Genomic DNA, 20,564 nt, shown 5'->3' with positions numbered 1-20,564 from the left:
AGAATCGCCATGCGTGCGGCTCAATTGAAAGCTGTGTTGCCACGGGAGCTGCTCGCCTCCGTGGTTGTGTTTCTGGTCGCCCTGCCGCTGTGCATGGGCATCGCGATCGCCTCAGGGCTGCCGCCGGCCAAGGGTCTGATCACCGGCATCATCGGTGGTCTGGTGGTCGGTTGGCTGGCGGGGTCGCCGTTGCAGGTCAGCGGTCCAGCGGCGGGTCTGGCAGTGCTGGTTTTCGAGCTGGTGCGCCAGCATGGCGTCGAGATGCTCGGACCGATCCTGCTGCTCGCCGGTTTTCTGCAACTGGTCGCCGGGCGACTGAAGCTTGGCTGCTGGTTTCGGGTCACGGCGCCAGCGGTGGTCTACGGCATGCTCGCGGGCATTGGCGTATTGATTGTGCTCTCGCAAATCCATGTGATGCTCGATGCCAAGCCGCAGCCTTCCGGGCTCGACAACCTCACGGCGTTCCCAGCGGCCGTAGCGCAAGCCTTGCCATCGTTCGGCTGGCAGGCGGGTCTGCTCGGTCTGTCGACGATTGCGGTGATGTGGCTGTGGGAAAAATTCCGCCCGCATTCGCTGCGCTTCATTCCCGGCGCATTGCTCGGTGTGGGTCTGGCGACGGTGGCGAGCCTGATGCTGGCGTTGCAGGTCAAACGCGTCGAGGTACCGGCGAATCTGGCCGAAGCGATCGATTGGCTCAAGCCGGCCGACCTGATGAATCTGGCCGACCCGACGCTGCTGATCGCCGCGTTCGCCGTGGCGTTTATCGCCAGTGCCGAAACCCTGCTATCCGCTGCGGCGGTGGATCGCATGCACAGCGGCGTGCGTTCGGACTTCGACCGTGAACTGTCGGCGCAAGGCGTCGGCAACATGCTCTGCGGTCTGGTCGGCGCGCTGCCGATGACCGGAGTGATCGTGCGCAGTTCGGCCAACGTCCAGGCCGGTGCGACCACGCGCTACTCGACGATTTTCCATGGCCTGTGGCTGCTGGCATTCGTGCTGTTGCTGTCGAGCGTGCTGCAAAGCATTCCGGTGGCGAGCCTGGCGGGGGTGCTGGTGTATACCGGTTTCAAACTGGTCGACCTGAAAGCTTTCCGTGGTCTGGGTCGGTACGGGCGGATGCCGATGTTCACCTATGCTGCGACGGCGCTGGCGATCATCTTCACTGATCTGCTCACCGGTGTGCTGATCGGTTTCGGCCTGACCATGTTGAAACTGGCATTCAAGGCTTCGCGCCTGAAGATCAGCCTGATCGACTTGCCGCAGGACGGCGAGATGGAACTGCGTCTGGTTGGTGCAGCGACGTTCCTCAAAGTGCCGGCGCTGACTCAAGTGCTGGGCAGCATTCCCCACGGCACGACGGTGCATGTGCCGCTGAACAACCTGAGCTACATCGACCATTCGTGTCTGGAGTTGCTTGAGGAATGGGGCCGGGCGAATGCGGCGAAGGGATCGAAGCTGTTGATCGAATCGCGCGGGTTGAAGCGACGGCTTGAGGGGCGGGTTCGGACCAATACCGGGATTGGTGCGGCGGGTTAGAAGTCGACCTCAAAACGCAAACCCTGTGGGAGCGAGCCTGCTCGCGAAAGCGGTGTATCAGCCAACAGAGATGTTGAATGATCGACCGCATTCGCGAGCAGGCTCGCTCCCACACTGGATTTATGACACAAGAAAATCAGGCAGCAGGCTGATCCAGCTCAAGCCCCACACCCAACCGGCGGCCCATGCACGGCCAGCGTTTCCACGCCGCGCCAGTGTCCGGACTGCTGAGTTTTTCGCGGTAGGCTTCGACCGACTCCAAAGCAAAACTCTCTTCGTTGAGCATCTCGTCGATCGCGTGATGCACCGCTTCATCCAGTTGGTTGGCAAATTCCTCACCGATCAATTGGTGAGCAATCAGGTTGGCGACCGTCATGTCCAAGGGGATCAATGGCTGGCCGAAATGCTTGATGTACAGGTCGTTGACCTCTTCGACAAAACGATGTGCCAGATAGGCCTCGTCGAGCAGGCTGTCCAGGCCGACATGCCCGGCCATGATCGCCGGCGGCTGGAGGAAATACTGCTCGGCGATTTTCAGCACCGGTTTGATCTGCGATTCGATTCCCGCTTCCCTGGCGACTTCATTGGCTGCATCCAGCAGGTCCGGTACTTCATCGATGTAGGCGGCGACAAAACGTGTCAGCACGCCTTGGGCGTCGGCTTCCGGCAACTGGATCGCCGGGTGCAGGTGAGGCAGCTTGCTTTCCAGCTGACGGGTCAGCAGGCCGGTGTCTTTTTCGTGCTGTTGGGCTTTTTGGATCTGCTCGCGCAATGCGGCGGTGTTCATGAAAACTCCAGGAAACAAGGCAATGAAATAGGGAAGACATAACTTAGCTGGCTTACGAAAAACGCTAAGACGCATTTGTCATAATTATTTCATCCTTGATGCAGCTGCGTTATATCCATTCGCCACCACTCGTCTGCATCCTTCTCCATTCGGGCACTTGAACGCAAGCGCCGGGTGTTTCAGCTCATTTACGTGCCCGGGTTGCAATTCCCGGGCGCTGTCTATACTCGCCAATGAATGGAGTTAGCTGATGACGCCCGACTGCACCCGCAGCAAGGCCCGGCGATTCAAGTTCGTAGTCTGATGCAGCCGCTCCCTTGCCGCAGGCGATACGCCGGCGGGATAACAAGAACGATAAGGGGAACCCGCAATGATGCGACATCCACATGTCTGGATGGGCCTCCTGTTGTGGTCGATTTTCAGCCCGGCCAACGCGGCATGGACTGTGAATATGGCGCCTGGAGCGACTGAAATCAGTCACGCAGTATTCGACCTGCACATGACCATTTTCTGGATCTGTGTGGTGATCGGGATCATCGTCTTCGGCGCCATGTTCTGGTCGATGATGGTGCACCGCCGCTCTACCGGCCAGGTCGCGGCCAAATTCCACGAAAGCACCGGCGTCGAGATCATGTGGACCATCGTGCCGCTGCTGATCCTGGTGGCCATGGCCGTGCCGGCCACCGCGACGCTGATCAAGATGTACGACACCAGCGAGCCGGACATCGATATCCAGATCACCGGTTATCAGTGGAAGTGGCACTACAAATACTTGGGCCAGGACGTCGAGTTCTTCAGCAACCTGGCCACCCCCGCCGAACAGATTCACAACAAGGAAGCCAAGGGCGAGCATTACTTGCTCGAAGTCGACAAGCCGCTGGTGCTGCCGATCGGCGCCAAGGTGCGCTTTCTAGTGACTTCCGCCGACGTCATTCACTCCTGGTGGGTACCGGCGTTTGCGGTCAAGCGCGATGCGATTCCCGGGTTCGTCAATGAGGCCTGGACGCGCATCGACAAGCCTGGCCTCTACCGTGGCCAGTGCGCCGAATTGTGCGGCAAGGACCATGGCTTCATGCCGATCGTGGTCGAGGTCAAGGAGCAGGCCGACTACGAAAAATGGCTCGCCGAGCGCAAGGCCGAGGCCGCGCAACTCAAAGAACTGACCAGCAAGGAATGGACCCTCGACGAGCTCAAGGAGCGCGGCGACAAGGTTTACCACACCACTTGCGTGGCCTGTCACCAGGCCGAAGGTCAGGGCCTGCCGCCGATGTTCCCGGCACTCAAGGGCTCGAAAATCGCCACCGGGCCGATCAAGGATCACCTGAGCATCGTCTACCACGGCAAACCCGGCACCGCCATGGCGGCGTTCGGCAAGCAGCTGTCGGAAGTCGATATCGCAGCGGTCGTGACTTACGAACGTAACGCCTGGGGCAACAACAAGGGCGACATGGTCACGCCAAAAGAAGTGCTGGAGCTGAAACAGGCGGAAAGCAAATGAGCCGGTCAATTGCGTATTCAGTGAACCGGTCGGGGCAGCGCGCCCTGGCCTGCCCCGTCCACTTTCGTGAAGGAGACCGGCCATGAGCGCTGTCATCGATGACCACGGTCACGCCGACCACGCCCACGGCCCCGCCAAAGGCCTGATGCGCTGGGTGCTGACCACCAACCACAAGGACATCGGCACGCTGTACCTGTGGTTCGCCTTCTGCATGTTCCTGCTCGGCGGCTCGTTCGCCATGGTCATTCGCGCCGAGCTGTTCCAGCCCGGCCTGCAGATCGTCCAGCCGGAATTCTTCAACCAGATGACCACCATGCACGGTCTGGTCATGGTGTTCGGCGCGGTGATGCCGGCATTCGTCGGCCTCGCCAACTGGATGATTCCGCTGATGGTCGGCGCGCCGGACATGGCCCTGCCACGGATGAACAACTTCAGCTTCTGGCTGTTGCCGGCGGCGTTTCTGCTGCTGGTCTCGACACTGTTCACCCCGGGCGGCGGACCGAATTTCGGCTGGACCTTCTACGCGCCGCTGTCGACGACCTACGCACCGGAAAGCGTGACGTTCTTTATCTTCGCCATCCACTTGATGGGCATCAGTTCGATCATGGGCGCGATCAACGTGGTCGCGACCATCCTCAACCTGCGCGCGCCCGGCATGACCCTGATGAAAATGCCGCTGTTCGTCTGGACCTGGCTGATCACCGCGTTTCTGCTGATCGCAGTGATGCCGGTGCTCGCCGGCTGCGTGACGATGATGCTCATGGACATCCACTTCGGCACCAGTTTCTTCAGTGCTGCCGGCGGCGGTGACCCGGTGCTGTTCCAGCATGTGTTCTGGTTCTTCGGCCACCCCGAGGTGTACATCATGATCCTGCCGGCGTTCGGCGCGGTCAGCCAGATCATCCCGACTTTCGCCCGCAAGCCGCTGTTCGGCTACACCTCGATGGTCTACGCCACGGCGAGCATCGCGTTCCTGTCGTTCATCGTCTGGGCGCACCACATGTTTGTGGTCGGCATTCCGCTGGTAGGCGAGTTGTTCTTCATGTACGCGACCATGCTGATCGCCGTACCTACGGGTGTGAAAGTGTTCAACTGGGCGAGCACCATGTGGCAGGGCTCGATGACCTTCGAGACGCCGATGCTGTTTGCCGTGGCGTTCGTCATCCTGTTCTCCATTGGCGGTTTCTCCGGGCTGATGCTGGCGATCGCCCCGGCGGACTTCCAGTATCAGGACACCTACTTCGTGGTCGCGCACTTTCACTACGTGCTGGTGCCGGGGGCGATCTTCGGCATCTTCGCCTCGGCCTATTACTGGCTGCCGAAGTGGACCGGGCACATGTACGACGAAACCCTCGGCAAGCTGCACTTCTGGCTGTCGTTCGTGGGCATGAACCTGACCTTCTTCCCGATGCACTTCGTCGGTCTTGCGGGGATGCCGCGACGGATTCCGGACTACAACCTGCAGTTCGCCGATTTCAACATGGTCTCGTCGATCGGCGCATTCATGTTCGGCGCCACGCAGATCTTCTTCCTGTTCATCGTCATCAAGACCATCCGTGGCGGCGCACCGGCCCCGGCGAAACCATGGGACGGCGCCGAAGGGCTGGAGTGGAGCGTGCCGTCGCCAGCGCCGTATCACACCTTCACCACGCCGCCGGAAGTGAAATGAACACCTGCTGTTTTTTGCAATGTGTGCAGAGGCACAGATCCCCAGTGGATGCTCACAGATCTCCTGTGGATGTACACAGATCCCTTGTGGGGAGGGGATTTATCCCTGTTGGGCTACGCAGCAGCCCCAAAACCTGCAATCGAAATTCATCAGGTAGACCGTGTGCGCTGGATTCAGGGCCGCTTCGCAGCCCAACGGGGATGAATCCCCTCACCACAAAAGCATCACCGGCCACCAGGGAACACGAGGGAGGCATGAATCATGGCTGACTCGATCTCGCTGAAGAAACTCGTCACCCGCCTGTTGCTGGTGGTAGTGGCGATGTTCGTCTTCGGTTTCGCCCTGGTGCCGATCTATGACGTGATGTGCAAAGCCTTCGGCATCAACGGCAAGACCGGCGGCCAGTATGCGGGCGAGCAAGTGGTCGACACCTCGCGCCAGGTGCGCGTGCAGTTCTTGTCGACCAACACCGCCGACATGCCGTGGGACTTTTACCCGAAACACGACGAGCTGACCGCCAATCCCGGCGCGGTGAACGAGATGGTCTTCATCGCGCGCAATCCCACCGACAAACCGATGAGTGCGCAAGCGGTGCCGAGCATCGCACCGAGCAACGCCGCGGCGTTTTTTCACAAGACCGAATGCTTTTGTTTTACCCAGCAGGTGCTGCAGCCCGGTGAACAGATCGAAATGCCGGTGCGTTTCATCGTTGACCGCGACATGCCCAAGGAAGTGAAGCACCTGACGCTGTCCTACACGCTGTTCGATATCACCGCCCGACATCCGCCGGTGGCTGTTAACACTGGCGGTTGAGCGTGGCCGATAAGGAGAACAATAAATGGCAACTCATGAGCATTATTACGTCCCGGCCCAGAGCAAATGGCCGATCATCGCCACGCTCGGGATGTTCGTCACCGTGTACGGCCTCGCCACCTGGTTCAACGATCTCAAGGCCGCACGCCCGGATTCCCACGGCCCGCTGATCTTTTTCGTCGGCGGCCTGCTGCTGGCGTACATGCTGTTCGGCTGGTTCGGTGCGGTGATCAAGGAAAGTCGCGCGGGGTTGTACAGCCCACAACTGGACCGTTCGTTCCGCTGGGGCATGAGCTGGTTCATCTTTTCCGAAGTGATGTTCTTCGTCGCGTTTTTCGGCGCGCTGTTCTATGTGCGCCATGTGTCCGGGCCGGCGCTGGGCGGTGAGGGGCCGAAAGGCATCGCGCACATGCTTTGGCCGAACTTCGAATTTGTCTGGCCGCTGCTGCACACGCCCGACCCGAAACTGTTCCCCCCACCCAAGGACGTCATCAGCCCTTGGGGCCTGCCGCTGCTCAACACGATCCTGCTGGTCAGCTCCAGCGTGACCATCACCATCGCCCACCATACGCTGAAGAAAGGCCATCGCGGTGCACTGAAACTGTGGCTGGCGATTACCGTACTGTTGGGCATCGCGTTCCTCGGTTTCCAGGCCGAGGAATACATCCACGCCTATAAAGAGCTGGGCCTGACCCTCGGTTCGGGCATCTACGGCGCGACGTTCTTCATGCTTACCGGGTTCCACGGCGCCCACGTGACCATCGGCACGATCATCCTGTTCGTGATGCTGATGCGGATCATGAAGGGCCACTTCGACAACGAGCACCAGTTCGGTTTCGAAGCGGCGAGCTGGTACTGGCACTTCGTCGATGTGGTGTGGATCGGTTTGTTCTTCTTCGTTTACGTCCTCTGACTGCTGGCGCTACCAGGGCGCATGGGACACCAACTGGCCGCTGTAGAAACCCCAGGCCATCAGGCCGACGGTGACCACGGCCAGTGCCACCCGAACACTCAAGGCGATGACCAGCCGATTGGAGCTGCTGTCGTCCTTGACCAGGAAAAACAGGCCGCTGAACAGGCTGACGACCGTGGCAATCAGCATCAGGACGATCGCTGCTTTGAACATGGCAAGACTCCGGGGGACAGGCGATGCACTTGAGTATAGCGATCGCGATGACTGACTTTATGGCGCGCCCATGAAGCGCTTTCGCCCGGGCGTGATTCCTACTGTCGTGGTGGCGCTGTTGCTGCCGCTGATGGTTGCGCTGGGCTTCTGGCAACTGGGCCGGGGCGCGGAGAAAACCGCGCTGCTGGCCAGCTATGCCGAACGTCGGGTGGCCGAACCGCTGTCCAGCAGTGAACTGCTTGGCAGCGCCGACCCGGCTTACCGCCGCGTGCGCCTGCACGGCCAGTTCGACCCCGCCCACACGCTGTTGCTGGACAACCGCCAGCGTGGCGGCAAGGTCGGCGTCGAATTGCTGCAACCGTTTCAGGACCAACGCAGCGGCCTCTGGCTGCTGGTCAATCGCGGCTGGCTGCCATGGCCCGATCGCCGCGTGCCGCCGCAATTCACGACACCGGCCGAGGCGCTGACGCTCGACGCCTGGGTCTATGTCGCCCCCGGCGCAACGTTCCAGTTGCACGCCGATCCGGTCAGCCATGTCTGGCCGCAAACCATTACCGCCGTCGAGCCGGGCAAATTGTGGCAAACCCTGGAGCGCGACGGCTTCGCCTACGAATTACGCGCCGAACCCGGCCCGGCCAGCTACCAGACCGATTGGCCGGTAGTCGCGATGGGCCCGGAAAAACACCTCGGCTACGCCGTGCAATGGTTCGCCATGGCCACGGCGTTGCTCGGGCTCTACCTCTATTTCGGCTGGCACCACGCAAAGGAGAAACGCCATGGGAAGCGCCATGAATCCACCCAGCATGTCTGAGGCCAAACCCGTTCCCAGCCGCCGGCGCGGGCGCATTCAGTTGTTGCTGATCGTGCTTGGCGTGGTCGGGCCGATGCTGCTCGCCACCGGCATGTACAAACTGCAGTTCTGGGTGCCGGAAGGACGCAGCTACCACGGCGAGCTGATCGGCAACGGCCAGACCCGCGCCGACCTCGGCGTGCAGGCCGATGAGCAGCGCTGGCAGATTCTGGTCACAGCGCCGAAGGATTGTGCCGTCGATTGCCAGCAACTGGTTTATCTGGCGCGGCAGATCCAGATCAGCCTCGGCCGTGAAGCCGGGCGCGCCAGCCACGCCCTCGCCGCCGCGCAACCACTGAGCGCTGATTACGCCGCCAAACTCGACCGCGAATATCCGCAGTTGCAGCGCTATCCGCTGGATGCCGGGGTGTTCGCCAGGACCACCGGCGATAAAGCTGTGCCGCAGCTGTGGATCGTCGACCCGCACGGCAATCTGGTGCTGCGTTACGAGCCGAATGTGAAGGGCAAGGATCTGCTTAACGACCTGCGGCATCTGCTGAAACTGTCGAACATCGGATGAGGGCATCGTCATGGCCAAACCTGGATTTCGCCTCGCGCTGTTTGCCACCCTGCTGGCACTGATTGTGGTGTTGCTCGGCGCCTATACGCGCCTGACCCACGCCGGCCTCGGCTGCCCGGACTGGCCAGGCTGCTACGGCTTTATCAGCGTGCCGAAAAGCGAGGCGCAACTGGCTCATGCCGAACTGCATTTCCCTGACGCGCCAGTGGAGGCGCACAAGGGCTGGAACGAGATGATCCACCGCTACTTCGCCGGCACCCTCGGTTTGCTGATTTCAGTGCTGGCCGGGCGCGCCTGGGTCAACCGGCGCCATCCGGGCCAGCCGGTGAAACTGCCGCTGTTTCTGCTGGCGGTGGTCATCGCCCAAGCGGCGTTCGGTATGTGGACGGTGACGCTCAAGCTTTGGCCGCAAGTGGTCACCGGGCATTTGCTCGGCGGCTTTGCCACGTTGAGTCTGCTGTTCCTGCTGACGCTGAGGTTGTCCGGCGTGCTGCCGGCGCTAACGGTACCGAAGCGCCTGCAATACTGGGCGACGGCAGGGCTGCTGCTGGTGATCGGCCAGATCGCCTTGGGCGGCTGGGTCAGTTCCAACTACGCAGCGGTGGCCTGCATCGACTTCCCCACCTGCCACGGCCAATGGCTGCCGCCGGCGGACTTCGCCAATGGTTTTCACCTGACCCAGCACATCGGCCCGAATTATCTCGGCGGGCAACTCGATAGCGATGCGCGCACGGCGATTCACCTGACTCACCGCATCGGCGCCTTGCTGCTGACGGTGGTGCTGCTCGGTCTGGCCTGGCAGTTGAAAGCGGTAGGCATGACCCGATTGGCCGGATTGCTGCTGATCGCCCTTGCGGCGCAGATCACCCTCGGCATCAGCAACGTGCTGTTTCATCTGCCGCTGCCGGTGGCCGTCGCCCATAACGCTGGCGGTGCGGCGTTGTTGCTGACGCTGGTACTGGTCAATTACCACGCCCGCACCAGCCTGTTGCGGGTGAGCCAACCGGTGCTGGCGCGCTGGCGCTTCAGTGCGCACAAACCTGTCGTCGCGCCCATCGCATTGAAAGGAGAAACGCCATGGCGAGTCTGATCGGCCAGCGTGCGGCGCAAGCGCTGTGGCGCGATTATCTGGAGCTGACCAAACCGAAAGTCGTGGTGCTGATGCTGATCACCTCGCTGGTCGGCATGTTCCTCGCTACCCGCGCGGGCGTGCCGTGGACAGTGCTGGTGTTTGGCAATCTGGGCATTGCCTTGTGCGCCGGCGGTGCGGCGGCGGTCAATCATGTGGTCGATCGGCGCATCGATGCGGTAATGGCGCGCACGCACAAACGGCCGCTGGCCGAAGGCCGGGTTTCACCTGCGGCGGCGCTGACCTTCGCCTTGGTGCTGGCATTGCTCGGCCAGGCGCTGCTGCTGACCTTCACCAATCAGCTGACCGCTTGGCTGACTCTCGCCTCGCTGCTCGGTTACGCGGTGGTCTACACCGGTTTCCTCAAACGCGCGACGCCGCAGAACATCGTCATCGGCGGCCTCGCTGGCGCCGCGCCACCGCTGCTGGGCTGGACCGCCGCCACCGGCCATGTCAGCGCCGAACCGCTGTTGCTGGTGCTGATCATCTTCGCCTGGACTCCGCCACATTTCTGGGCGCTGGCGATTCATCGCAAAGAGGAATACGCCAAGGCCGACATTCCGATGCTGCCGGTGACCCATGGCGAGCACTACACCAAAGTGCACATTCTGCTGTACACCTTTGCGTTGCTGGCAGTGAGCCTCTTGCCCTACGTGATTCACATGAGCGGCGTGCTGTATCTGGTCTGTGCGCTGGCGTTGGGCGCAAGGTTTCTGCAATGGGCCGTGGTGCTGTACCGTGGCACTCGGCCGCACGCGGCGATCAACACCTTCAAGTACTCTATTTATTACTTGTTCCTGTTGTTCATCGCCCTGCTCGTAGACCACTACTTACTGTTGAACCTATGACCCGAACCCAGAAAACCGTCTTCATCCTCGTCGCCGTGATCGCGTTGATCCTCGGGCTTACCGTGAATAAAGTGCTGAACGGCAAAGGCCAGGGCGACCCGACTGCGCTGATCGACGCCGGGATCATCCTGCTGCCGCAGAGCCGCAACCTGCCGGACGTGACCATGACCGATCAGGACGGCAAACCGGTGGCGATTGACGAGTTGAAAGGCAAGTGGAGTCTGTTGTTCTTCGGCTACACCTTCTGCCCGGACATCTGCCCGACCACCCTGGCGCAACTGCGGCAGATCAAGAGTGAATTGCCGAAAGAGGCTGTGGATAAATTGCAGATCGTGCTGGTCAGCGTTGACCCCAACCGCGACACGCCGAAGCAGTTGAAACAGTACCTGGGCTACTTCGATCCGCAGTTCATTGGCCTGACGCCCACGTCGATCGAGGAGCTGCAAAAGGTTGCGAACGCGGTGAGCATTCCGTTCATTCCGGCTGATACCAGCAAGCCGAATTACACCGTGGACCACAGCGGCAACCTTGCGGTGATCGGGCCGGATGGTACGCAGCGTGGGTTTATTCGGGCGCCGTTGAATAACACCAAACTGGTGGCGCAATTGCCGGTGATGCTCAACCGCAAATAAACGCAGAAAGCGAAAAGCCCCTCACCCTAACCCTCTCCCAGAGGGAGAGGGGACTGATTGGGGGATGCTGAAGCAATACGCCGGCTTGTAAGCGCTGTGCTGAATCCATAATCGACTGGATCTTTCAGGTCGATGCATAGCGCCAGACACCTCGGTCGGCCCCCTCTCCCTCGGGAGAGGGCTGGGGTGAGGGGCAGCTTCAAAGCAGGTCCAAAGCCAGACACCAGACACAAAAAAGGGGACGCCATTGGCGTCCCCTTTTTCATTGCAGCCATCCAAATCAGAACGCCGGCAATACCGCGCCTTTGTACTTCTCGGTAATGAACTGCTTCACTTCCGGGCTGTGCAGCGCAGCAGCCAGTTTCTTCATCGCGTCGCTTTCCTTGTTGTCCGCGCGGGACACGAGGATGTTCACGTATGGCGAGTCGTTGCCTTCGATCACCAGCGCATCCTTGGACGGATCGAGCTTGGCTTCCAGCGCATAGTTGGTGTTGATCAGCGCCAGATCGACCTGGGTCAGCACGCGCGGGATGGTCGCGGCTTCCAGTTCACGGATCTTCAGGTCTTTCGGGTTTTGCTCGATGTCTTTGAGGGTCGACAGAATGTTGGTCGGGTCCTTCAGGGTGATCACGCCGGCCTTGGCCAGCAGCAACAGCGCACGGCCGCCATTGGTGGCGTCGTTCGGGATTACCACGTTGGCACCACCGGGCAGATCTTTCAGATCCTTGAGCTTGCTCGAGTACGCGCCCAGCGGCTCCAGGTGCACGCCGGTCACGGCGACCAGATCAGTGCCCTTGGCCTTGTTGAACTCATCGAGGTACGGCTGGTGCTGGAAGAAGTTGGCGTCCAGACGCTTTTCAGCGACCTGTACGTTCGGCTGAATGTAATCGGTGAAGACCTTGACCTTCAGATCCACGCCTTCCTTGGCCAGGGCCGGTTTGACGAATTCGAGGATTTCCGCATGCGGCACCGGGGTGGCGGCAACGGTCAGGGTCTCGGCGTGGGCCGAAAACGCCGCAACAGCGGCGAAAGCAGCGATCAGTTTTTTCATTCAGCTAACTCCTTGTGAGGGCGCCCGCCAGCGAATGGCCCGCGCCTCTTGATTAAAAAACCGCTTATTTGCGCGAGAAATGCACGACCAGGCGGTCGCCAACCATTTGCAGCACTTGCACCAGAATCAACAGCAGCACCACGGTGACGATCATCACGTCAGTCTGGAAACGCTGGTAGCCGAAACGGATCGCCAGGTCGCCCAGACCACCGGCGCCGACCACACCGGCCATCGCCGTGTAGGACACCAGTGTAATCGCTGTCACCGTAATCGCTGCGAAGATGCCCGGACGGGCTTCCGGCAGCAGGGCGTTCATGATGATCTGCCGCGTGGTCGCGCCCATCGACTGGGTCGCTTCGATGATGCCGCGATCGACTTCACGCAACGCAGTTTCCACCAGACGCGCGAAGAACGGCGTGGCGCCCACCACCAGCGGCGGGATCGCCCCGGCCACACCCAGCGAGGTGCCGGTGATCAGCACGGTGAACGGGATCATCACAATCAGCAGAATAATGAACGGCAGCGAACGCAAAATGTTCACCACCAGCGACAGCACGGCGTAGAGGCCACGGTTCTCCAGCAACTGACGCGGGCTGCAGAGAAACAGCAGCACGCCCAGCGGCAGGCCGAGCAGCACGGTGAACAGCAGCGAACCGCCGAGCATAAGCATGGTGTCGCCGGTGGCCAGCCAGATTTCGTACCAGTCGATATTGGCGAAGAAACTCATCAGATCAGCCATTAGCGCAACACCTCCATGTGAACGTCAGCGGCGGTGAAGCGGGCAAACGCCGCCTCCATGTCGCCACCGGTGACAGCGAGGGTCAGTTGCCCGTACGGAATGTCTTTGATGCGGTCGATGCGACCGGCGAGGATGCTGTAGTCGACGCCGGTTTCCCGGGCGACGGTGCCGAGCAACGGCGCGTAGGTCGCCTCGCCCTGGAAGGTCAGACGCACGATACGCCCCGGCACGTGGGCGAAGTCGTCACGCTGCTCGCTCTCGTCGATCTGCTCGCTTTCCTGGACGAAACGCTTGGTGGTAGGGTGCTGCGGATGCAGAAACACATCGGCCACCGGACCCTGCTCGACGATCACGCCGGCGTCCATCACCGCGACCTGATCGCAGACGCGACGGATCACGTCCATTTCGTGGGTGATCAGGACGATGGTCAGTTTCAGTTCGCGGTTGATTTCGGCCAGCAGTTGCAGAACCGATGCCGTGGTCTGCGGGTCGAGGGCGCTGGTGGCCTCGTCGCACAGCAGAATTTTCGGCTTGGTCGCCAGCGCACGGGCGATGCCGACGCGTTGCTTCTGGCCGCCGGACAATTGCGCCGGGTACTTTTTCGCATGGTCGGACAGACCGACCCGCGCCAGCAGCTCGGCCACCCGCTGATTGATTTCACTGCTCGACAGCTCACCGGCCAGGGTCAGCGGCAAGGCGACGTTGTCGGCGACAGTCTTGGAGGCGAGCAGGTTGAAGTGCTGGAAGATCATCCCGACCTGCTGGCGGAAACGGCGCAGGCCGTTGGCATCCAGTGCGGTGACTTCTTCGCCGTCGACGATGATCTTGCCGCCACTGGAGTCTTCCAGGCGATTGATCAGACGCAGCAGGGTACTTTTGCCCGCACCGGAATGGCCAATCAGGCCGAACACCTGGCCGTTCTCGATGGCGAGACTGGTCGGGTGCAGCGCGGGAATATCCTTACCGGCAACGCGGTAAGTCTTGTGGACGTTTTGAAACTCGATCACGTAGCGAACCTTGTGGGGCGCGTTGGAAAAGGATCAGCGGTTAGCCGGGCGCGCATTTTAGCCTGTCCGTATAGAGGTTCTTAGCATTTATTTCGCAATTAACCTTCAATTTGGCAATAACGCGATCAAAGGTCAGATAAACGGAACGGCTGAAACGCTCATCAGTCACTAAGTAAGCGACTTGAAACCCTGGGTGCCGTGCCCGGGAATCACTCAAGGGTCTGCGGAAGGCATCCGGGGCCAAACGAGGAGTTTACGTCTGATGAGCATCAAAAAGCCTGCACCTGATAAAAGCGAGATGGCCGGAACCGACACCCCGGATCGCGCCAACACCAACGCCAAGCTCGACAGCCTGGAAGAATTCCGTTCGGACGCCACCGGTCAGGCACTGCGCACCAATCAGGGCGTGAAGATCGCCGACAACCAGAACACCCTCAAAGCCGGGCCGCGCGGGCCGTCGCTGCTGGAAGACTTCATCATGCGTGAAAAAATCACGCACTTTGACCATGAGCGGATTCCGGAGCGCATTGTCCATGCGCGCGGCACCGGCGCGCACGGTTTCTTTCAGACCTACGAGAACCATGCAGCGCTGACCAAGGCCGGTTTCCTACAGGATCCAGGCAAGAAGACGCCAGTGTTCGTGCGCTTTTCCACGGTGCAGGGGCCACGTGGTTCCGGCGATACCGTGCGTGACGTGCGTGGCTTTGCGGTGAAATTCTTTACCGACGAGGGTAACTTCGACCTGGTCGGCAACAACATGCCGGTGTTCTTCATTCAGGACGCGATCAAGTTCCCGGACTTCGTCCACGCGGTGAAACCCGAGCCGCACAACGAAATCCCGACCGGCGGCTCGGCGCACGACACGTTCTGGGACTTCGTCTCGCTGGTGCCGGAATCGGCGCACATGGTCATCTGGGCGATGTCCGACCGGGCGATCCCGAAAAGCCTGCGCAGCATGCAGGGCTTCGGCGTTCACACCTTCCGCCTGATCAACGCCGAGGGCAAATCGCGCTTCGTCAAATTCCACTGGCGCCCTACCGCCGGCACCTGCTCGCTGGTGTGGGACGAGGCGCAGAAGCTCGCCGGTAAAGACACCGACTACCACCGTCGCGACCTGTGGGAAGCGATCGAGATGGGCGACTACCCGGAGTGGGAACTGGGCGTACAGATCGTCGAAGAAGAGAACGAACACGATTTTGACTTCGACATCCTCGACCCGACCAAGATCATCCCCGAAGAAATCGTTCCGATTACGCCGCTGGGCAAAATGACCCTGAACCGCAACCCGGACAACTTCTTCGCCGAAACCGAGCAGGTCGCCTTCTGCCCGGGCCATATCGTGCCGGGCATCGACTTCTCCAACGACCCGCTGCTGCAAGGTCGTCTGTTCTCCTACACCGACACGCAGATCAGCCGACTCGGCGGGCCGAACTTCCATGAGCTGCCGATCAACCGTCCGGTGGCGCCGTTCCACAACGGCCAGCGTGACGCGCAGCACCGCACCACCATCGACAAGGGCCGCGCTTCTTACGAGCCAAACTCGATCGACGGCGGCTGGCCGAAAGAAACCCCGCCGGCGGCACAGGACGGTGGTTTCGAGAGCTACCCGGAGCGCATCGACGCAGCGAAGATCCGTCAGCGCAGCGAATCGTTCAGCGATCATTTCTCCCAGGCCCGCTTGTTCTTCAACAGCATGAGCGACCACGAGAAAGAGCACATCATCGCTGCCTACAGCTTCGAGCTGGGCAAGGTCGAACGTGAGTTCATCCGCGCCCGTGAAGTGAACGAGATCCTTGCCAATATCGACCTGACCCTGGCCAAACGCGTGGCGGAAAACCTCGGCTTGCCGGCGCCAGCCAAAGGCACGGTCGAAGTGCGCAAGACCTCGCTGGAGCAGTCGCCAGCGCTGAGCCAGGCCAACCTGCTGCCAGGCAATATCAAAACGCGCAAAGTGGCAATCCTTGCTGCCAATGGTGTTGATGCTGCGGCCATCGACGCGATGAAAAAAGCGCTGGAAGCCGAGGGCGCCCACGCGAAACTGCTCGGCCCGACCTCGGCGCCAGTCAAGACCGCTGACGGCAAGGCATTGCCGGTGGATGCGTCGATGGAAGGCATGCCTTCAATTGCGTTCGATGCGGTGTTCGTACCGGGTGGCGCGGCGTCGATTACCGCGTTGAGCGGCGACGGCGTGGCGCTGCATTATCTGCTGGAGGCCTACAAGCACCTGAAGGCGATCGCGCTGCACGGCGAGGCCAAGCAGTTGCAGGACTTGCTGAAGCTCGACGCGGATGCGGGGCTGTTGCAGGGCGCGGATGTGGGGGCGTTGACCAAGCCGTTCTTCGCCGCGATTGGCGAGCATCGGGTCTGGGCGCGGGAGCCTAAGGCCAAGGCGATTCCAGCGTAAAAGCAAAAGATCGCAGCCTTCGGCAGCTCCTACAGGATGTACTCGATCCCATGTAGGAGCTGCCGGAGGCTGCGATCTTTTTATGGTTTACGCGGGCTTAAAACCATCTGCGCCGGTACCGTGCGCAAGATCTGCTTCTCGATCTGCAAATCAAAATCAGGATCGAGCTTCTTTACTCGCTTGCTCAGCAACGTCGCCAGCCACGGATAATCCGCGGTGCGCGGCGCCTGGATGCTGACGGCGCATTCGTAATTCACCACATCAGCGGCGATAGCATCGAGTTGTCGTTGCAGCTTGTGAATATCGCCGATGTTCAACGCAACAGTGGTGCTCTCGGCGGTCGCGTCAATGACCTTGGCTTTCGGCCTGGCTTCAGCTGCCAGCAGTGCGGCCTCAGCCTTTTCCAGCTCGGCCTTGCGCGCTTCGGTGATCGCGCCGTTGACGCCGCCGGTCAGCGCCGGCGCCTTGGGCATCAGAGCACGGGCGCGGCTGAGCGCGGTGGCGGCAGCGTTGACATCGCCTTTCTGCAGGACGATCTGGCTGCGGCGCAGGTACGCCTCGGCCAGCTGCCGCTGGTATTGCTCAAGGGATTGATCGTTGGGGGTTGCGGCCTGCAACGCGGCCAACTGGTCTTCGGCGGTGGCCAGTTCGCTGCTGGCCAGGCTTTGCTCCAGCTGCGCGATGGCCGTAGCCCGCGCATCCGGGACTTCAGCCACCGGCGGCGTGCTTTGGCAGGCGCCCAGCAGCACTGAAAATGCGACAAGGAGCAGATAACGGGAGGCGAACGGCTTCATTCCTGCGACTCTCTAATTGCGCAAAAAGCGGCCAAGTCTACACCCCACGACGGGGCAGAACAAAACTCAACAGAAACAGCGCGGCTGCCGTCACCACGATCGACGGCCCCGCCGGGGTGTCCTTGAACCACGACAACGCCAGCCCGCCGCACACCGCGAGCATGCCCAGCAGGCTCGCCCCCAGCGCCATCTGCTCCGGCGAACGGGCGTGACGCTGTGCCGCAGCCGCCGGGATGATCAGCAGCGAAGTGATCAGCAGCACCCCGACGATTTTCATCGCCACGGCGATCACCACCGCGATCAACAGCATCAGCGCCAAGCGCAAACCCGCAACCGGCAGGCCTTCGACCCGCGCCAGTTCTTCGTGCACGGTGACCGCCAGCAGCGGTCGCCACAGCGTCACCAGCAACACCAGCACCGCCGCAGTGCCGCCGAGAATCCACGCCAGGTCGCTCGGACTGATCGCCAGCAAGTCGCCAAACAGATAGGCCATCAGGTCGATCCGCACTTCATGCATGAAGCTTAGTACCACCAGGCCGAGAGAGAGCGTGCTTGGCGCAAGAATTCCCAACAGCGTGTCGGACGCCAGTGGCTGGCGCTGTTGCAACGTCACCAAGAGAACCGCCAGCAGCAGGCAGCCGACCGTCACCGCCACGGTCGGGCTGACGTCCAGCAAAAAGCCCAGCGCCACGCCGAGCAGTGCGGCGTGGGACAGCGTATCGCCGAAATAGGCCATGCGCCGCCACACCACAAACGAGCCGAGCGGCCCGGCCACCAGCGCCAGCGCCAGACCTGCAAGCAGGGCATACAAAAGAAAATCAGCCATGCTTGCAGCCGTCTCCATGAACATGAGGTTGCCCGCCGAGCGGGCCCTTGACCACCGAACCGTGCAGGTCGTGGGCGTGGTCGTGATGGTGGTGATAGATCGCCAGACTCGGCGCGTTCTTGCCGAACAGCTCGACGAATGCCGGGTCGCCGCTGACCTGCTCGGGGTGCCCGGAGCAGCAGACGTGGCGGTTGAGGCAGACCACCTGATCGGTGGTGCTCATCACCAGATGCAAATCGTGGGACACCATCAGCACGCCGCAACCGTGGCGGTCGCGCAGCCGGGTGATCAGGCTGTACAGCTCGGCCTGCCCGGCCACGTCGACGCCCTGCACCGGCTCATCGAGCACCAACAGTTCCGGCTCGCGCAGCAGTGCCCGAGCCAGCAGCACGCGCTGCATTTCGCCGCCGGAAACGCTCTGCACCGGGCTGTCGATCACGTGTTCGGCGCCAACTTCCTTCAACGCGGCCAAGGCACGCGAACGATCGACGCCGGGCACCAGGCGCAGGAAGCGCAGCACTGACAGCGGCAGGGTCGGGTCGACATGCAGTTTCTGCGGCATGTAGCCGACGCGCAGCTTCGGTTTGCGCCAGACGCTGCCACTGTTCGGCTTCAACAGCCCGAGCACGGCGCGTACCAGCGTGGTCTTGCCGGCGCCGTTGGGGCCGATCAGGGTGACGATCTGCCCCGGCTCGACGCTCAGCTCGATGTTGTCCAGCACGGTCTGCCCGGCAAACGTGACGGCGACCTGCTCCAGACGGATCAGCGCGTTGCTCATCAGGCCCCCTGGCAACCGGCGCACAGACCAACCACTTCGACCGTCTGCGCTTCGACGATGAAACCGACATCTTTGGCGCTGCTGATGATCGCGTCGCTGATCACTTTTTGCTCAAGTTCGATGGCGGCGTGGCACTCGCGGCAGATCAGGAACTGGCCCTGATGCGCGTGTTCAGGATGCACGCAGCCAACGAAGGCGTTGAGCGACGAGATGCGATGGACCAGGCCGTTTTCCAGCAGGAAATCCAGCGCGCGGTACACCGTAGGCGGCGCGGCGCGGCGGCCGTCCTGCTCGCTGAGCACCGCGAGGATGTCGTAGGCACCCAGCGGCTTGTGGCTTTGCCAGACCAGTTCCAGCACGCGGCGGCGCAGGGCAGTCAGACGCAGACCTTTCTGCGCGCACAAGGTATCGGCCTCGGACAAAGCGCTGTGCACGCAATGGGAGTGGTCGTGGGGACGGCTGGCAATCGGGGTAATAGGCATGAGCGGCGACGAGATTTGCTGGAGACGTTATTATGTTACCCGTTCTCGCTTCCTTGAGTGGTCATCGTGTCCCGACTTTTTTCTGTTTTTGTGGCTTTTGTTGCCAGTTTTCTGCTGATCGGTACGGCTCAGGCCGAGGTCAAAGTGCTCACCAGCATCAAACCGTTGCAGTTGATTGCCGCTGCCGTGCAGGACGGCGTGGCGATTCCCGAGGTGCTGCTGCCGCCGGGGGCCTCGCCGCACAATTACGCCCTGCGCCCATCCGACGTACGGAAGGTGCAGTCGGTCGATCTGCTCTACTGGATCGGCCCGGACATGGAAGGTTTCCTGCCGCGCGTACTCGGCGGTCGCAGCCTGCCGAGCGTCGCGGTGCAGGATCTGCCAGGCCTCAACCTGAGGCATTTCGGCGCGGACAACCATTCCCATGCCGAAGAAGCCGACGAGCATGATCACGATCATCGCCCCGGCTCGCTGGATGCACATTTGTGGCTGTCACCGGTCAATGCGCGGGTGATCGCCGACAAAATGGCTGCCGACCTCAGCGCCGCCGACCCGGCCAATGCCCAGCATTATCAGAGCAATGCCAAAGCCTTCGATGAACGTCTGGATGCGCTCGATCAGCGTTTGAAGAAGCGCCTGGCCAATGTCGAAGGCAAGCCGTACTTCGTCTTTCATGAGGCGTTTGATTATTTCGAAGACGCTTACGGCCTGAAGCACGCGGGCGTGTTCGCGGTGGCCGCCGAAGTACAGCCCGGCGCCCAGCACGTCGCGGCGATGCGCAAGCGTTTGCAGGAAGTAGGCAAGACCTGTGTGTTCAGCGAACCGCCATTGCGTCCGCGCCTGGCGGAAACACTGGTGGCTGGCCTGCCGGTGAAACTGGCGGAACTGGATGCGTTGGGCGGGTACACCCCGGCGACAGCTCAGGGCTATGAGCAGGTGCTGGAAAAACTCGGCAATGATCTGGCCGGGTGCCTGGAGTCGCTGTAACAACACAAACCCTGTGGGAGCGAGCCTGCTCGCGAAAGCGGTGGGTCAGTCAGCAAAAATGCTGAACGGGCCGCCGCCTTCGCGAGCA

21 protein-coding genes are annotated in these 20,564 nt (G+C 61.5%); 12 read left to right on the top strand and 9 right to left on the bottom strand.

Features of this window, described 5'->3' with window-relative positions:
- Nucleotides 1-9 precede the first annotated feature (9 nt).
- On the top strand, nucleotides 10-1,536 hold the full coding sequence (locus tag QMX86_RS08995) for a SulP family inorganic anion transporter (protein ID WP_016772324.1): 1,527 nt from the start codon (nucleotides 10-12) through the stop codon (nucleotides 1,534-1,536).
- Between the two features lie 136 nt (nucleotides 1,537-1,672).
- Here the strand turns inward: QMX86_RS08995 and QMX86_RS08990 are convergent, their stop codons facing one another.
- Complete coding sequence (locus QMX86_RS08990) at nucleotides 1,673-2,323, bottom strand: hypothetical protein (protein WP_016772325.1); 651 nt, start codon at nucleotides 2,321-2,323, stop codon at nucleotides 1,673-1,675.
- 370 nt (nucleotides 2,324-2,693) lie between these two features.
- On the opposite strand from QMX86_RS08990, the gene coxB reads away from it, so the two are divergent.
- The 4 genes from coxB (at nucleotide 2,694) to QMX86_RS08970 (ending at nucleotide 7,216) form a co-directional block, all read left to right on the top strand.
- Entirely contained in the window at nucleotides 2,694-3,821 is a 1,128-nt protein-coding gene (coxB, locus tag QMX86_RS08985) for a cytochrome c oxidase subunit II (protein ID WP_016772326.1), read from the top strand.
- An 82-nt stretch (nucleotides 3,822-3,903) separates the two neighbouring features.
- Complete coding sequence (gene ctaD / locus QMX86_RS08980; protein ID WP_016772327.1) at nucleotides 3,904-5,490, top strand: cytochrome c oxidase subunit I; 1,587 nt, start codon at nucleotides 3,904-3,906, stop codon at nucleotides 5,488-5,490.
- 261 nt (nucleotides 5,491-5,751) lie between these two features.
- A complete protein-coding gene (locus QMX86_RS08975; protein WP_016772328.1) occupies nucleotides 5,752-6,303 on the top strand; it encodes a cytochrome c oxidase assembly protein in 552 nt (183 codons plus the stop codon).
- A 25-nt stretch (nucleotides 6,304-6,328) separates the two neighbouring features.
- Nucleotides 6,329-7,216, top strand: a complete 888-nt coding sequence (locus QMX86_RS08970) for a cytochrome c oxidase subunit 3 (RefSeq protein WP_282385624.1) — start codon at nucleotides 6,329-6,331, stop codon at nucleotides 7,214-7,216.
- A 9-nt stretch (nucleotides 7,217-7,225) separates the two neighbouring features.
- Here the strand turns inward: QMX86_RS08970 and QMX86_RS08965 are convergent, their stop codons facing one another.
- Complete coding sequence (locus QMX86_RS08965; protein WP_016772330.1) at nucleotides 7,226-7,429, bottom strand: twin transmembrane helix small protein; 204 nt, start codon at nucleotides 7,427-7,429, stop codon at nucleotides 7,226-7,228.
- A gap of 70 nt (nucleotides 7,430-7,499) precedes the next feature.
- On the opposite strand from QMX86_RS08965, the gene QMX86_RS08960 reads away from it, so the two are divergent.
- Genes QMX86_RS08960 through QMX86_RS08940 form a run of 5 tightly spaced genes read left to right on the top strand, consistent with a single transcriptional unit; the run spans nucleotide 7,500 to nucleotide 11,408 of the window.
- The gene (locus QMX86_RS08960) at nucleotides 7,500-8,240 is read left to right on the top strand and encodes an SURF1 family protein (protein WP_110599623.1); all 741 of its coding nucleotides are present in this window, start codon (nucleotides 7,500-7,502) and stop codon (nucleotides 8,238-8,240) included.
- Nucleotides 8,206-8,799 carry a hypothetical protein gene (locus QMX86_RS08955; RefSeq protein WP_056791251.1) on the top strand — a complete coding sequence of 198 codons (594 nt, stop codon included), beginning with the start codon at nucleotides 8,206-8,208 and terminating at the stop codon, nucleotides 8,797-8,799. The genes QMX86_RS08960 and QMX86_RS08955 overlap by 35 nt, the downstream gene beginning before the upstream one ends.
- Nucleotides 8,800-8,809: 10 nt before the next feature.
- The gene (locus tag QMX86_RS08950; protein ID WP_122705388.1) at nucleotides 8,810-9,889 is read left to right on the top strand and encodes a COX15/CtaA family protein; all 1,080 of its coding nucleotides are present in this window, start codon (nucleotides 8,810-8,812) and stop codon (nucleotides 9,887-9,889) included.
- Nucleotides 9,877-10,776, top strand: a complete 900-nt coding sequence (gene cyoE / locus QMX86_RS08945; protein ID WP_071173963.1) for a heme o synthase — start codon at nucleotides 9,877-9,879, stop codon at nucleotides 10,774-10,776. Before QMX86_RS08950 ends, cyoE begins: the two co-directional genes overlap by 13 nt.
- A complete protein-coding gene (locus QMX86_RS08940) occupies nucleotides 10,773-11,408 on the top strand; it encodes an SCO family protein (RefSeq protein WP_282385621.1) in 636 nt (211 codons plus the stop codon). The genes cyoE and QMX86_RS08940 overlap by 4 nt, the downstream gene beginning before the upstream one ends.
- Before the next feature lie 280 nt (nucleotides 11,409-11,688).
- Here QMX86_RS08940 and QMX86_RS08935 read toward each other — a convergent pair whose 3' ends face one another.
- From QMX86_RS08935 to QMX86_RS08925, 3 genes are all read right to left on the bottom strand, one after another.
- Complete coding sequence (locus QMX86_RS08935) at nucleotides 11,689-12,459, bottom strand: MetQ/NlpA family ABC transporter substrate-binding protein (RefSeq protein WP_282385619.1); 771 nt, start codon at nucleotides 12,457-12,459, stop codon at nucleotides 11,689-11,691.
- A 64-nt stretch (nucleotides 12,460-12,523) separates the two neighbouring features.
- Nucleotides 12,524-13,198, bottom strand: a complete 675-nt coding sequence (locus tag QMX86_RS08930; RefSeq protein WP_016772337.1) for a methionine ABC transporter permease — start codon at nucleotides 13,196-13,198, stop codon at nucleotides 12,524-12,526.
- Nucleotides 13,198-14,205, bottom strand: a complete 1,008-nt coding sequence (locus QMX86_RS08925) for a methionine ABC transporter ATP-binding protein (protein ID WP_016772338.1) — start codon at nucleotides 14,203-14,205, stop codon at nucleotides 13,198-13,200. Before QMX86_RS08925 ends, QMX86_RS08930 begins: the two co-directional genes overlap by 1 nt.
- A gap of 262 nt (nucleotides 14,206-14,467) precedes the next feature.
- Between QMX86_RS08925 and katE the strand changes: the two genes are divergently transcribed.
- Nucleotides 14,468-16,609 (top strand): catalase HPII, encoded by a 2,142-nt coding sequence (gene katE, locus QMX86_RS08920; RefSeq protein WP_024014993.1) that lies wholly within the window; start codon nucleotides 14,468-14,470, stop codon nucleotides 16,607-16,609.
- Between the two features lie 80 nt (nucleotides 16,610-16,689).
- Here the strand turns inward: katE and QMX86_RS08915 are convergent, their stop codons facing one another.
- From QMX86_RS08915 to QMX86_RS08900, 4 genes are read right to left on the bottom strand one after another with little or no spacing between them, the layout of a single operon-like run.
- Nucleotides 16,690-17,403 (bottom strand): PA5502 family lipoprotein, encoded by a 714-nt coding sequence (locus tag QMX86_RS08915; protein ID WP_110644680.1) that lies wholly within the window; start codon nucleotides 17,401-17,403, stop codon nucleotides 16,690-16,692.
- Between the two features lie 37 nt (nucleotides 17,404-17,440).
- Entirely contained in the window at nucleotides 17,441-18,229 is a 789-nt protein-coding gene (gene znuB / locus QMX86_RS08910; RefSeq protein WP_016772340.1) for a zinc ABC transporter permease subunit ZnuB, read from the bottom strand.
- Nucleotides 18,222-19,007, bottom strand: a complete 786-nt coding sequence (znuC, locus tag QMX86_RS08905; RefSeq protein WP_024014991.1) for a zinc ABC transporter ATP-binding protein ZnuC — start codon at nucleotides 19,005-19,007, stop codon at nucleotides 18,222-18,224. The genes znuB and znuC overlap by 8 nt, the downstream gene beginning before the upstream one ends.
- Nucleotides 19,007-19,489, bottom strand: coding sequence for a Fur family transcriptional regulator (locus QMX86_RS08900; RefSeq protein WP_024014990.1), 483 nt, complete (start codon nucleotides 19,487-19,489; stop codon nucleotides 19,007-19,009). The genes znuC and QMX86_RS08900 overlap by 1 nt, the downstream gene beginning before the upstream one ends.
- Nucleotides 19,490-19,555: 66 nt before the next feature.
- Between QMX86_RS08900 and QMX86_RS08895 the strand changes: the two genes are divergently transcribed.
- A complete protein-coding gene (locus QMX86_RS08895) occupies nucleotides 19,556-20,476 on the top strand; it encodes a zinc ABC transporter substrate-binding protein (protein WP_197889873.1) in 921 nt (306 codons plus the stop codon).
- Nucleotides 20,477-20,564 lie beyond the last annotated feature (88 nt).

Source organism: Pseudomonas sp. PS01270 (assembly GCF_029959775.1).
GTDB lineage: Bacteria > Pseudomonadota > Gammaproteobacteria > Pseudomonadales > Pseudomonadaceae > Aquipseudomonas > Aquipseudomonas atacamensis.
The sequence above is the reverse complement of the archived record's forward strand: the minus strand, read 5'-3'. Positions and strand labels throughout refer to the sequence as shown.

Coding starts and splice junctions, on each gene's coding strand:
- QMX86_RS08995 (WP_016772324.1), top strand. CDS start 10: ATGCGTGCGGCTCAATTGAAAGCTGTGTTGCCACGGGAGCTGCTCGCC.
- QMX86_RS08990 (WP_016772325.1), bottom strand. CDS start 2,323: ATGAACACCGCCGCATTGCGCGAGCAGATCCAAAAAGCCCAACAGCAC.
- coxB (WP_016772326.1), top strand. CDS start 2,694: ATGATGCGACATCCACATGTCTGGATGGGCCTCCTGTTGTGGTCGATT.
- ctaD (WP_016772327.1), top strand. CDS start 3,904: ATGAGCGCTGTCATCGATGACCACGGTCACGCCGACCACGCCCACGGC.
- QMX86_RS08975 (WP_016772328.1), top strand. CDS start 5,752: ATGGCTGACTCGATCTCGCTGAAGAAACTCGTCACCCGCCTGTTGCTG.
- QMX86_RS08970 (WP_282385624.1), top strand. CDS start 6,329: ATGGCAACTCATGAGCATTATTACGTCCCGGCCCAGAGCAAATGGCCG.
- QMX86_RS08965 (WP_016772330.1), bottom strand. CDS start 7,429: ATGTTCAAAGCAGCGATCGTCCTGATGCTGATTGCCACGGTCGTCAGC.
- QMX86_RS08960 (WP_110599623.1), top strand. CDS start 7,500: ATGAAGCGCTTTCGCCCGGGCGTGATTCCTACTGTCGTGGTGGCGCTG.
- QMX86_RS08955 (WP_056791251.1), top strand. CDS start 8,206: ATGGGAAGCGCCATGAATCCACCCAGCATGTCTGAGGCCAAACCCGTT.
- QMX86_RS08950 (WP_122705388.1), top strand. CDS start 8,810: ATGGCCAAACCTGGATTTCGCCTCGCGCTGTTTGCCACCCTGCTGGCA.
- cyoE (WP_071173963.1), top strand. CDS start 9,877: ATGGCGAGTCTGATCGGCCAGCGTGCGGCGCAAGCGCTGTGGCGCGAT.
- QMX86_RS08940 (WP_282385621.1), top strand. CDS start 10,773: ATGACCCGAACCCAGAAAACCGTCTTCATCCTCGTCGCCGTGATCGCG.
- QMX86_RS08935 (WP_282385619.1), bottom strand. CDS start 12,459: ATGAAAAAACTGATCGCTGCTTTCGCCGCTGTTGCGGCGTTTTCGGCC.
- QMX86_RS08930 (WP_016772337.1), bottom strand. CDS start 13,198: ATGGCTGATCTGATGAGTTTCTTCGCCAATATCGACTGGTACGAAATC.
- katE (WP_024014993.1), top strand. CDS start 14,468: ATGAGCATCAAAAAGCCTGCACCTGATAAAAGCGAGATGGCCGGAACC.
- QMX86_RS08915 (WP_110644680.1), bottom strand. CDS start 17,403: ATGAAGCCGTTCGCCTCCCGTTATCTGCTCCTTGTCGCATTTTCAGTG.
- znuB (WP_016772340.1), bottom strand. CDS start 18,229: ATGGCTGATTTTCTTTTGTATGCCCTGCTTGCAGGTCTGGCGCTGGCG.
- znuC (WP_024014991.1), bottom strand. CDS start 19,007: ATGAGCAACGCGCTGATCCGTCTGGAGCAGGTCGCCGTCACGTTTGCC.
- QMX86_RS08900 (WP_024014990.1), bottom strand. CDS start 19,489: ATGCCTATTACCCCGATTGCCAGCCGTCCCCACGACCACTCCCATTGC.